Source organism: Williamsia sp. DF01-3, assembly GCF_023051145.1.
Taxonomy (GTDB): domain Bacteria; phylum Actinomycetota; class Actinomycetes; order Mycobacteriales; family Mycobacteriaceae; genus Williamsia.
In genome coordinates, this window is the sequence record NZ_JALKFS010000005.1 from 2800322 (window position 1) to 2812304 (window position 11983).

At 65.4% G+C, this 11983-nt stretch carries 10 protein-coding genes; 8 read left to right on the forward strand and 2 right to left on the reverse strand.

The features are described 5' to 3' along the window. Positions 1-44: 44 nt before the first annotated feature. The 3 genes from MVA47_RS15325 to truB are packed head-to-tail and all read left to right on the forward strand — an operon-like array spanning position 45 to position 2621. Positions 45-1037, forward strand: a complete 993-nt coding sequence (locus MVA47_RS15325) for a metallophosphoesterase (protein ID WP_247208551.1) — start codon at positions 45-47, stop codon at positions 1035-1037. Further along, positions 1034-1687, forward strand: coding sequence for a 4'-phosphopantetheinyl transferase (locus MVA47_RS15330; protein ID WP_281504774.1), 654 nt, complete (start codon positions 1034-1036; stop codon positions 1685-1687). The genes MVA47_RS15325 and MVA47_RS15330 overlap by 4 nt, the downstream gene beginning before the upstream one ends. A 10-nt stretch (positions 1688-1697) precedes the next feature. Then, the gene (gene truB / locus MVA47_RS15335) at positions 1698-2621 is read left to right on the forward strand and encodes a tRNA pseudouridine(55) synthase TruB (protein WP_247208552.1); all 924 of its coding nucleotides are present in this window, start codon (positions 1698-1700) and stop codon (positions 2619-2621) included. Positions 2622-2654: 33 nt separating this feature from the next. Here truB and MVA47_RS15340 read toward each other — a convergent pair whose 3' ends face one another. Continuing rightward, positions 2655-3317, reverse strand: coding sequence for a metal-dependent transcriptional regulator (locus tag MVA47_RS15340; RefSeq protein WP_247210819.1), 663 nt, complete (start codon positions 3315-3317; stop codon positions 2655-2657). Between the two features lie 158 nt (positions 3318-3475). On the opposite strand from MVA47_RS15340, the gene MVA47_RS15345 reads away from it, so the two are divergent. The 5 genes from MVA47_RS15345 to MVA47_RS15365 all read left to right on the forward strand — a co-directional run bounded on the left by MVA47_RS15345 (position 3476) and on the right by MVA47_RS15365 (position 10775). Beyond that, positions 3476-4453: a bifunctional riboflavin kinase/FAD synthetase gene (locus MVA47_RS15345; RefSeq protein ID WP_247208553.1), complete on the forward strand. Its 978-nt coding sequence runs from the start codon at positions 3476-3478 to the stop codon at positions 4451-4453. 184 nt (positions 4454-4637) lie between these two features. Further along, positions 4638-4907 (forward strand): 30S ribosomal protein S15, encoded by a 270-nt coding sequence (gene rpsO, locus MVA47_RS15350; protein WP_023959738.1) that lies wholly within the window; start codon positions 4638-4640, stop codon positions 4905-4907. Between the two features lie 366 nt (positions 4908-5273). Next, a complete protein-coding gene (locus MVA47_RS15355; RefSeq protein ID WP_062797833.1) occupies positions 5274-7556 on the forward strand; it encodes a polyribonucleotide nucleotidyltransferase in 2283 nt (760 codons plus the stop codon). A gap of 14 nt (positions 7557-7570) precedes the next feature. Beyond that, positions 7571-8893, forward strand: a complete 1323-nt coding sequence (locus MVA47_RS15360; RefSeq protein WP_247208554.1) for a pitrilysin family protein — start codon at positions 7571-7573, stop codon at positions 8891-8893. Between the two features lie 28 nt (positions 8894-8921). Further along, positions 8922-10775, forward strand: coding sequence for a putative nucleotidyltransferase substrate binding domain-containing protein (locus tag MVA47_RS15365; RefSeq protein WP_247208555.1), 1854 nt, complete (start codon positions 8922-8924; stop codon positions 10773-10775). Here MVA47_RS15365 and ald read toward each other — a convergent pair. Continuing rightward, complete coding sequence (ald, locus tag MVA47_RS15370; protein WP_247208556.1) at positions 10736-11890, reverse strand: alanine dehydrogenase; 1155 nt, start codon at positions 11888-11890, stop codon at positions 10736-10738. The genes MVA47_RS15365 and ald overlap by 40 nt on opposite strands. Positions 11891-11983: the final 93 nt, after the last annotated feature.

Sequence of the window (11983 nt, forward strand, 5' to 3'; positions counted from 1 at the left end):
AGACGAGACGGGCAGATCTGTGAACATCGGCGAAAGGACGCGACATGGCGACACTGTGGGCGATCAGTGACCTGCATGTCGCGCACCGCGGGAACGAATCGATCATCGACCGGATCCGGCCCGAGGACGACGGCGACTGGCTGATCGTCGCCGGTGACGTCAGCGAACGTACCGACGACATCTCCGACACCCTGCGCCGCCTCAAAGCGCGGTTCGAGACCGTGATCTGGACCCCGGGCAACCACGAGCTCTACACCACGGCCAAAGATCCCATGCAGATCTTCGGCGTCGCCCGCTACGACTACCTGGTGCAGATGTGCCGCGATCTGGGCGTGGTCACGCCCGAGGACATCTACCCGCTGTTCGACCCGCGTAACGGGACCGCGCCGGTTCGCGTGGTGCCGATGTTCCTGTTGTACGACTACACCTTTCGACCCAAGGGAACCGTCAACAAGTTGCAGGCCCTGGCTGTGGCCCGGGAGAACAACGTCGTGGCCACGGACGAGTTCCTGTTGTCCTCCGAGCCATTTCAGACGCGCGACGCCTGGAGTCGGGCCCGCATCGACCAGACCCGCCGCCGACTCGACCGACTCGATCCCGCCGAGCGCACAGTGCTGATCAACCACTGGCCGCTGCGACGAGAGCCCACCGACGCATTGATGTACCCCGAGTTCGCCCTGTGGTGCGGCAGTGAACTCACCGACGACTGGCATCTGCGGTACAACGCGATGTGCAGCGTGTACGGACACCTGCACATTCCCCGCACCACCTGGTACGACGGGGTGCGGTTCGAAGAGGTGTCGGTCGGCTACCCGCGCGAGTGGGGCCGCCGTGGCCTGCCGGATCCCTTGCTGCGCAAGATCGTTCCCGATGACGGTTTGCTGCCCGAGCACCTGCCTGAACATGGCGCCCGGTTCGAGCTGCCCCCGGACTACAAGGAACGCGCCGAGGAGTTCGCCCAGAAGCTGGCCAAGAAACGTGAGGACGTGAAGGTGCGCCGCGCCGAGCGTGAACAGAAGCGAGACGAGACACCATGATCGAGAAGCTGTTTCCCTCAGGGGTCGCAGTGGCAGAGTCGTTCGGCGAGATGGCCGACGCCGAACCGATGGCCGCCGAGGCCTCGTTGATCGCCCGTGCCGTGGACAAGCGTCGTCGCGAGTTCGTCACCACCCGCAACTGCGCACGAGAGGCGTTGAGCCGACTGGGTGTCGAGCCGGTGCCCATCCTGCGTGGCGACAACGGTGAACCGCTGTGGCCCCGCCAGATCGTGGGCAGCCTGACCCACTGCGACGGGTACCGGGCTGCGGTCGCGGGCTATGCGATGCAGGTCCGTTCGTTGGGCATCGATGCCGAACCGCACGAGCCCCTGCCCGAGGGAGTTCTCGAGCACGTCAGCATCGAGCCCGAGCGAGAAGTGTTGGCGGCCCGGGAGTCGGACGTCCACTGGGACCGACTGCTGTTCTGCGCAAAGGAAGCCACGTACAAGGCGTGGTTCCCGTTGGCCAAACGTTGGCTCGGTTTCGAGGATGCGCACATCACGTTCGAGCAGACCGCAGAGGGCACGGGCACCTTCCGTACCGAACTCCTCGTGGACGGTGCCACCGTGGACGGGGGCCGGCCCTTGCTCGGGTTCGATGGGCGCTGGTTGGTGCAGGACGGTCTCATCGTCACCGCGATCGTGCATTGAGGAGTCGACCGTGAGTTCTCGACCACCACGTTCAGGCCTTGACGGCGCGGGCCTGATGATCATCGACAAGGCCGCGGGCGTCACGAGCCATGACGTCGTCGCCTCGTGCCGCAAGCTACTCAAGACACGGCGTGTCGGGCACGCCGGGACACTCGATCCCATGGCCACGGGGGTACTGGTCATCGGGGTGGAGCGGGCCACCAAGATGCTCGGCCTCCTGTCGCTGACCACCAAGGCGTACGACGCGACGATCCGGCTCGGGGCAACCACCGACACCGACGACGCCGAAGGCAGCGTTCTCACCCGCACCGACACGAGCGACCTCGACCACGCGCGCATTCACACCGAGGTCAAACCGCTGACGGGGGAGATCAGCCAGATCCCGGCCCGCGTCAGTGCCATCAAGGTCGACGGTCAGCGTGCGCATGCGCTGGCCCGCGAAGGCGCCGACTTCGAACTCAAGGCCCGGCAGGTGACGGTGTCGCGATTCGACGTCGTCGACATCGAGACCGTCCAGGACGGCGACGCGGTCTACACCGACGTGCGTGTCCAGGTCGAGTGCTCGGCGGGGACCTATATCCGGTCGCTGGCACGGGACCTCGGGGCCGAACTCGGCGTGGGTGGCCACCTGACGGCACTGCGGCGCACGAGGGTCGGCCCGTTCGGGCTCGACGTGTCGCGCACGATCGCCGAATTGGCCGACGACCCGACGGTGTCGCTCGACATCGATGCAGCAGCGCAGTTCGCCTTTGCCCATCGCAACATCACCGCGGAGGAAGCCGAGTCGATCAGTCAGGGGCGCTGGCTCGAGCCGATCGGGATGGCGGGGGTCTACGCAGCCATCGACCCTGAGGGCCACACCATCGCGCTGCTGCAGGAAAAGGGCCGCAGGGCCAGCTCGGTGATGGTGGTCCGGCCGGCGACGTTGCGCTGAGAACCGTCCCGGCCGAGTTCAGTTCGGCTCACTTCAGTCGGCGAGCCAAATAGCCCGTGCGGCAATGTCTCCGAGATCGATCGGGGTTCCGCCGTCAATACAGATCTCGATGGTGCCGGCAAACGGGCGACGTTCTCGGACGGCGATGGTGCGGTCGAGCGCGATGCCCACCGAGTCGAAGTAGCGCAGCATCTCAGGGTCGGTGTCGGCGATGCGGGCGATCCGTCCGGCGGTGCCCACGTCCACATCGGCCAGCATCCGGGCCGATGGCGACGGGACCGACCCGTCCACCTGCGGTATCGGGTCGCCGTGGGGATCTCGGGTGGGGAAGTCGAGTTTCGCGTCCAGCCTCGACAGGAAGCGATCGGACACGGCGTGCTCGAGTACCTCGGCCTCGTCGTGCACCTCATCCCATCCGTAGCCGAGCTCGCGGACCAGGAATGTCTCCAGCAGACGGTGCCGCCGGACCATCAGCACCGCGGCCGTTCTGCCGGCCTCGGTGAGCGTGATCGATCCGTAGCGCTCGTGCACCACGAGATCCTGATCGGCGAGCTTGCGGATCGCCTCGGACGCGGTGGACGGTGACACGCCGAGACGTTCGGCCAACATCTTGGTGGTGATCTTCTCCGGACGCCATTCCTGGCCGGTCCAGATCACTTTCAGGTAGTCCTGCGTCACCGAGGACAGTTCGGACACGCCCCGCTGATCGGCGGAGTCGGTGAGATCCTTCCCTGTTTCTTCGGGAGCATCAGATGGAGGCACCTGTCGAGCTTAGGACGCGACACCACCAGACGTCAGATCGCCATGGGGAGTTCGGTGTCGCGGTCCCGCGGGCGGGGTCGTAGGCTTGTGCCGTGTTGCGCTGGCGAGGGCTTGAGGATATCCCCGCGGACTGGGGCAGATGTGTGGTCACGATCGGCGTCTTCGACGGCGTGCACCGAGGTCACGCGCAGTTGATCACGACCGCGACCAAGGCCGCCAAAGAACGTGGTGTGCCGGCGGTGCTGATGACTTTCGATCCCCATCCAGCCGAGGTGGTGCGCCCGGGAAGTCACCCTCCCCAGTTGTCCACACTCACCAGGCGTGCCGAGCTCGCCGAAGAGCTGGGCATAGACGTCTTCTGCGTCATGCCGTTCACCCCCGTCCTCGCTGCCCAGTCCCCGAAGGACTTCGCGCACGAGGTGCTGGTGGAGCGCCTGCACGCGCAAGAGGTCGTGGTCGGCGACAACTTCACGTTCGGGAAGAAGGCCGCGGGCAACGTCGAGGTACTCAGAACATTCGGCGAGAAGTTCGGGTTCGGTGTGCAAGCGGTGTCACTGCTGGGCGAGCATGCCGTGACGTTCTCGTCGACGTACATCCGTTCGTGTGTGGACGCCGGAGACGTCGCGGCGGCGGCCGAGGCCCTCGGCCGGCCCCATCGGGTGGAGGGCGTGGTCGTCCGTGGCGACGGACGTGGCCGCGAGCTCGGTTTCCCCACTGCCAACGTGGCACCGCCGATGTACTCGGCCATTCCGGCCGACGGTGTGTATGCCGCCTGGTTCACCGTTCTGGGAGCGGGTCCGGTCGTCGGGCAGGTGGAACCGGGGGAGAGCTACCAGGCGGCCGTGTCGGTCGGGACCAACCCGACGTTCTCCGGACGTACGCGCACCGTCGAGGCGTTTGTTCTCGACACCAAGGCCGACCTCTACGGCCAGCACGTGGCAGTCGACTTCGTCGGACGTATCCGAGGGCAGGTCAAGTACGAGTCGGTGCAGTCGCTGATCGACCAGATCGCAGCCGATGTCGAAGAGACCCGTGTGGTGCTGGCATCCGGGCCCAATCCACGGGACTGACTCGCGCATCGGCCCACTCGAGGGTCCAGGCCTCGATTTGGCCTGGTGACCGCCGCGCCGGTACAGTGGCCAGTCGGTGTGTGCTGCGGTTCGCGGTGGCTGCACCAAGATCTTCGAGGGTGGTGGGTCAAAACCACCCGGAGTTCTCCCATCAACGCGCGGACGGCATTTTCAGGAGTTTTTTGTGGCTTTGACCGTTGAACAGAAGAAGACCATTCTCGCCGAGTACGGCTTGCACGAGACCGACACCGGTTCTCCCGAGGCTCAGGTCGCGATGCTGACCAAGCGCATCACCGACCTCACCGAGCACCTCAAAGAGCACAAGCACGACCACCACAGCCGTCGCGGACTCCTGCTGCTCGTCGGCCGTCGCCGTCGTCTGCTCAAGTACGTCGCCAAGGTCGATGTGCAGCGCTACCGCTCGCTCATCGAGCGTCTGGGCCTGCGCCGCTAGTAAGGCCCCAACTGGCCTGCGCCGGAGGTGCCGAATGGCGCCCGGCAGGCCACTGCACCACCGAGAGTGCGAACGCCGAGGATATCGAGTGATATCCTCGGCGTTGGCTTTGTACCAAGAAGATCACGGCCGTTTGCGCGGCAGTACCCGGTCGGCATCTGCGGCCCGGACACACTGCAGTAGGTGAGCGGTCCTCGGTAGTGGCTCCCGGAGACACGATTCTCCGGCGGCTTCGATCGATGGCCGTCACGCGACGTGCAATTGCCTCCTCTTGGTTCAGGGCCTACTCGCGTGTGTTCGCCCGCGAGTCGACCGACCGTAAGCAGGTCGTCATCTCTGACGCCTGACGAGAGGAACCACCAACACATGACTGACGTCACCACCACAGACACCGTCGATTACGACGACGAGATCACCGAAGCCACCGCTGTCATCGACAACGGCACCTTCGGTACCCGCACCATCCGTTTCGAGACCGGCCGGCTCGCGCAGCAGGCCGCAGGCGCGGTTGTCGCCTACCTCGACGACGAGACGATGCTGCTGTCGGCCACCAGTGCCGGCAAGCACCCCAAGGACCATTTCGACTTCTTCCCGCTGACGGTCGATGTCGAGGAGCGCATGTATGCGGCCGGCCGCATCCCCGGGTCGTTCTTCCGTCGCGAAGGCCGTCCGTCCACCGACGCGATCCTGACCTGCCGCCTGATCGACCGGCCGCTGCGCCCGTCGTTCGTCGACGGTCTCCGTAACGAGATCCAGGTCGTCGTCACCATCCTGAGCCTTGATCCCAAGGACCTGTACGACGTGGTGGCCATCAACGCCGCCTCGGCGTCCACCCAGATCGCGGGTCTCCCGTTCTCCGGGCCGGTCGGTGGCGTGCGGGTTGCGCTCATCCCGACCGACGAGAACAAGGCCGGCCAGTGGGTCGCCTTCCCGACCGTCGAGCAGCTCGAAGGCGCCGTCTTCGACATGGTCGTCGCAGGCCGAATCGTCTCCGGCGAGGGTGACTCCGCCGATGTCGCGATCATGATGGTCGAGGCCGAGGCCACCGACAACGTGATCGAACTGATCGAGGGTGGCGCGCAGGCGCCCACCGAAGCCATCGTGGCCGAGGGACTCGAGGCCGCCAAGCCGTTCATCGCCCGTCTGTGTGAGGCACAGCAAAAGCTCGCCGCCGAGGCGGCCAAGCCCACCGGCGACTTTCCGCTGTTCCCGCCGTACGGGGACGACGTCTTCGCCGCTGTCGAGGCTGCCGGTTCGGCCAAGCTCTCCGAGATCCTGACCATCGCGGCCAAGGCCGAGCGCGACGACAAGACCGATGAACTCAAGAGTGAGATCCTCGAGCAGCTCGCCGGACAGTTCGAAGGCCGCGAGAAGGAAATCGGCGGCGCATACCGGTCGCTGACCAAGAAGCTGGTACGCGGGCGCATCCTGACCGATCACTTCCGGATCGACGGTCGCGGTGTCACCGACATCCGCTCGCTGTCTGCCGAGGTTGCCATCATTCCTCGCGCACACGGCAGTGCCCTTTTCGAGCGTGGTGAAACCCAGATCATGGGCGTCACCACACTCGACATGGTGAAGATGGCGCAGCAGGTCGACTCCCTCGGGCCCGAGACCAGCAAGCGGTACATGCACCACTACAACTTCCCGCCGTACTCGACCGGTGAGACCGGCCGGGTGGGTTCACCCAAGCGTCGCGAGATCGGCCACGGCGCACTCGCCGAGCGCGCCCTGATGCCGGTACTGCCGAGCGTCGCCGAGTTCCCGTACGCGATCCGCCAGGTGTCCGAGGCCTTGAGCTCCAACGGCTCTACGTCGATGGGCTCGGTGTGCGCCTCCACGATGTCGCTGCTCAACGCCGGCGTGCCCCTGCGGGCGCCGGTCGCCGGCATCGCGATGGGCCTGGTGTCGGACGAGATCGACGGCCAGACCCGCTACGTCGCCCTGACCGACATCCTCGGAGCCGAGGACGCCTTCGGCGACATGGACTTCAAGGTTGCAGGCACCAAGGACTTCGTGACCGCACTGCAGCTCGACACCAAGCTCGACGGCATCCCGTCGAAGGTTCTGGCATCGGCGCTCGCCCAGGCCAAGGACGCTCGGATCACCATCCTCGACGTGATGGCCGAGGCCATCGACGAGCCGGACGAGATGAGCCCGTACGCGCCTCGCGTGACCACCGTCAAGGTGCCGGTCGACAAGATCGGTGAGGTCATCGGGCCCAAGGGCAAGATGATCAACTCGATCACCGAGCAGACCGGTGCGAACATCTCCATCGAGGACGACGGCACCGTGTTCGTCGGCGCCACCGATGGTCCGTCTGCGCAGGCCGCGATCGACATGATCAACGCCATCGCCAACCCGCAGCTGCCCAAGGTGGGCGAGCGGTTCCTCGGAACCGTGGTCAAGACCACCACCTTCGGTGCCTTCGTGTCGCTGCTCCCGGGCCGCGACGGTCTGGTGCACATCTCGAAGCTGGGCAAGGGCAAGCGCATCGGCAAGGTCGAGGACGTGGTCAACGTGGGCGAGAAGCTTCGCGTGGAGATCGCCGACATCGACGACCGCGGCAAGATCAGCCTCGTCCCCGTCGACGACGACGCGGCTTCGGCCCCGGCCGAGGCGGAGCCCGTCTCGGAGGCGAACGCCTGAGCAACGCAACAGGTTTGACCTCGTCGCGGCCGAAGTCCGCGTCGACCGCAAGCCACCGGGCAGTACGGAGATCCGTGCTGCCCGGCGGGCTGCGGGTGGTCACCGAACACATCCCGGGGGTCAGGTCCGCATCGGTCGGCCTCTGGGTGGCGGTCGGTTCGCGTGACGAGAAGCCGTCGGTTGCCGGCGCTGCACACTTTCTCGAGCATCTGCTGTTCAAGTCGACGCCCACGCGAACGGCAGCGAGTACGGCGCAGCAGATCGATGCCATCGGCGGTGAACTCAACGCCTTCACCGGCAAAGAGCACACCTGCTACTACGCGCATGTACTCGACGAGCACCTCGCCACGGCCATCGACATCGTCGGTGACGTCGTCCTGCGCGGTCGTTGTCGCGCCGAAGACGTCGAGGTCGAGAGGACCGTTGTGCTCGAGGAGATCTCGATGCGCGACGACGATCCCGAAGATCTGCTTGCGGATCTGTTCATGACGGCGATGTACGGGGACCATCCGATCGGACGGCCGGTGATCGGGTCGGCAGAATCGATCACCGACATGACCCGAACGCAGATCAAGTCATTTCACGGTCGTCGGTACACACCCGACAAGATGGTGCTGTCGGTCGCCGGGAACGTCTCACACGCCGATGTTCTCGCAGCAGTTCGGTCCACCTTCGCCGGTCATCTCGGCGGCGACGCCGCGCCCGCCCCGATTCGTGTGGGAAGCAAGACGATCGGTGGCCTGCCATCGCTCGAGTTGTCCTATCGCGACACCGAACAGGTACACATCCTCCTCGGTGTTCGCGCGCCCGGCAGGGGCAATCCGGATCGTTGGGCACTGTCCGTGCTCAACACCGCGCTCGGGGGCGGACTGAGTTCTCGGCTCTTCCAGGAGATTCGGGAGTCGCGAGGTCTGGCGTACTCGGTTTACTCGTCGGTTGATTCATTTGCCGATATCGGAGCGTTCTCCGTCTATGCCGGTTGTTCGCCCGACCATCTGGCCGAGGTCGTCACCGTCACCGGAGAGATCCTGTCCCAGGTTGCCCGCGAGGGCATCACCGAGGAAGAACTGGTGCGCGCCAAGGGTTCGTTGATCGGCGGCATGGTGCTGGGGCTCGAGGACTCCCAGTCCCGGATGCATCGCAACGGACGCGGCGAGATCAACTACGGCAAACAGCTCTCCGTCGAACAAACGCTTCGCAAGATCGAACGGGTCACCGTGTCCGACACGAGCCGGGTGGCAGGCGAGTTGCTGAGCCGGCCCATGGGAGCCGCGGTGGTCGGCCCATACCGCTCCCGTCGGCAATTGCCGAAGTCACTGACCGGTCTGATCTGCTGATCGGGTCCCGGCCTGGCACGATGAGTCAATGGTCCAGATCGCGGAGTTCCTTGCCGCCTACCCGCCGTTCGACTCACTCGACGAGTCGGAGATCACACGGATCGCTGCGTCGTCCCGGCTCGAGCACCACGAGTCCGGTAGCCAGATCATGGACGGATTCAGCCGGCCGGTCGAGGAACTCGCCGTTGTCGTAGCCGGCCAGGTGGAACTGTGGAACTCGCCCGATCACAAACCCGATGGCCCGGACGAGATCCTCGGGCCGGGCGGGGTGTTCGGCTACTCGGCGATGTTGACCGGATCGTCGATCGGGCCACTCGCCATCGCGGCTGGTCCGGTTCAGGTCTGTCGCGTCCCCAATCATGCTGTGCGTGCGGTCTTCTCGTCCCTAGCGGGTGCTGAGTTCCTCGCCCGTAAGCTCACCGTCGCGCAACGCACCGATTCGTTGTCGATCAACGACTACGGCACCGTGGACGAGTTGATCCGCACGGCCCCGGTGGTCGGCTCCGGATCGATGACCGTGCGAGAGGCCGCATCCGTCATCACCGAGCATCGCAGTGGGTACATTGTGATCCCCTGTGACGACGGGCGTTTCGGTGTGCTGACCGACCGCGACATCCGCGCCCGTGTCGTCGCCACCGGAGCAGATCTGCGGACCCCGGTGCACGAGGTCATGACCTTCCCCGCGATCACCGCGGTGACCAATGCGCCCGCTTCCGACGTACTCGTCAACATCCTGGAGCACGATCTGACCTGTGTCCCGGTGGTCGATCCGGGCGGCAAGCTCCGGGGAGTTGTTCTGCCCGGTGACTTCGTCAATGCCCCTGCGGGTATCAGTGTTGCTCTGCGAGAACAGATCACGCGTGCCGACTCGATCGACACCCTGCAGGACCGTGGCAAGCGGATGCGATACCTGGTGGCTGATCTGCTGCGACGTGGTCGGCCGTCCTTCGAGGTCACCGCCGTTCTGTCGGTCGTCACCGATGCCGTGGTGCGCCGTGCCCTCGAGATCGTCTTGGGTGGGCACCCAGAATTGGACCCCGCCGCCCTCACCTGGCTGTCGCTCGGCAGCAATGCGCGTCGGGAACCAGTTCTCAGTTCTGACGTGGACAGTGCGGTCTCGTTCGCCGAATCGGTGAACGACCCGGAGTCGATAGGGGCGTATCGCGCAGCGTTCGCCGAGGTCGGTGAGGTCTTGCGCGGCTGCGGTCTCAGCATCGACAGCAACGGCGCATCGGCAGAGATGCCACTGTTCTCCCGCACCCACAGTCAGTGGCAGGGAGCGGCCCAGCAGTGGCTGATGTCGCCCCTGGACAACAAAGGCATGATCTTGGCCTCCCTGCTGCTCGATGGCCGGCCCATCTGGGGTGATCCCGGTGTGACCGCCGTGTCCGAGGTGTTCGGCAATGTGCGGTCGCATCCTGGCACCATGCGACTGCTGCTTGCCGAATCGCTGTCGTATCGAGCGAAACTCCGCTCGATGCGCGACGTGTTGTCGCGGCGCGGTGGGACATTCGACATCAAGTCCCACGCGTTGATCCCCGTGATCAACATCGCCCGGTGGGCTGCGCTGAGCGTGCAGAGTCCGGAGTTGGGTACGCGCGCACGGTTGGGCGCCGCCGCAGGTAGTCCGATGCTCACCGAGGACAACGCCAACACACTCATCGAGGTGTTCGAGGTCTTGCAGAAGATCCGGCTGACCTATCAGGTAGCGCAACTCGACAGAGGGGAGAGGGCCACCGACGTGCTCACCATGTCCAGACTGTCACCCCTGGACCGCAGTCTTGTCGGACAGGCCGTGCGAGAGGTGTCGGCGGTCCAGCGGCGGATGGAGAACATGTCGCACTACTTGTCTGTCCGGGAGTTCGTCGACCCACCCGCATGAGCGGAATCGTCGAGGGGCGATGTGCCCAGCGGGATCTCGAGATCGGCTGCCACGTGCGGGCACAGCATCTCACCGCGGTGGGTGCTCAAGCCCTTGGCGAGTGCGGTGTCGCGACGCAGCGCCTCGGTCCATCCGAGGTCGGCCAGCTTCAGTACGTACGGCAAGGTGGCGCCTGTGAGCGCCATCGTCGAGGTCCGGGCGACCGAGCCCGGCATGTTGGCCACGCAGTAGAACACCGAGTCGTGCACCATGAACGTCGGGTCGTCGTGCGTGGTCGGTCGTGAGTCCTCGAAGCATCCACCCTGGTCGATGGCGATGTCGACAAGGACCGATCCTTCTCTCATCTCCGACACCAGCGTATTGGATACCAGCACAGGGGCTTTCGCGCCTGGGACCAGAACCGCGCCGATCACGAGATCGGCGTTCTTGACCGCCTCACCGAGCGCGAGCGCGGTGCTGTACCGGGTGTGTACCCGACCGGAGAAGCGGGCGTCGATCGCACGGAGCTTGGCGATGTCGAGGTCGAAAACGGTCACCGTCGCCCCCATACCCATCGCGATGGTCGCGGCGTTCACGCCACTGACCCCGCCCCCGATCACCACCACGTCGGCGGGGGCGGTACCCGGGACCCCGCCCATCAACACACCACGTCCACCGGCCGACCGCATCAGTTGATAGGCGCCGACCTGCGGCGCCAGCCGACCGGCGACCTCGCTCATCGGTGCCAGTAGCGGGAGCGAACCGTCCGCGGCCTGCACGGTCTCGTACGCGATGGCAGTGGTACCGGACTGGAGCAGGGCGTCGGTGCACGCCCTGCTCGCCGCGAGGTGCAGGTAGGTGAAGAGCACCTGACCTTCACGCATCAGCTCGTATTCGGGTGCGATGGGTTCTTTCACCTTGAGCAGTAGTTCGGCTTGCTCCCACACGGACTGGGCTGTGCCCAATATCTGCGCGCCGGCTTCTTTGAAATCGGTGTCGGAGATGGCAGATCCGGCGCCGGCGTTCTGCTCGATGATGACCTCGTGGCCCCGCCGAGTCAGTTCGGCCACGCCTGCCGGGGTCACCGCGACCCGGTATTCGTTGTTCTTGATCTCGCGTGGGATTCCGACACGCATGACGTTCTCCTTGTGATTGAGGTAGGTCCAAGCGTGAAACTTGTTCGATTCCTGCGCAATATATGTGACGATAATTCTCTAGAGTTGGTCTTG

What these genes read in the sequence shown, in the direction of transcription:
- MVA47_RS15325 (WP_247208551.1), top strand. Translation starts at nt 45, where the DNA reads ATGGCGACACTGTGGGCGATCAGTGACCTGCATGTCGCGCACCGCGGG.
- MVA47_RS15330 (WP_281504774.1), top strand. Translation starts at nt 1,034, where the DNA reads ATGATCGAGAAGCTGTTTCCCTCAGGGGTCGCAGTGGCAGAGTCGTTC.
- MVA47_RS15355 (WP_062797833.1), top strand. Translation starts at nt 5,274, where the DNA reads ATGACTGACGTCACCACCACAGACACCGTCGATTACGACGACGAGATC.
- MVA47_RS15365 (WP_247208555.1), top strand. Translation starts at nt 8,922, where the DNA reads ATGGTCCAGATCGCGGAGTTCCTTGCCGCCTACCCGCCGTTCGACTCA.
- ald (WP_247208556.1), bottom strand. Translation starts at nt 11,890, where the DNA reads ATGCGTGTCGGAATCCCACGCGAGATCAAGAACAACGAATACCGGGTC.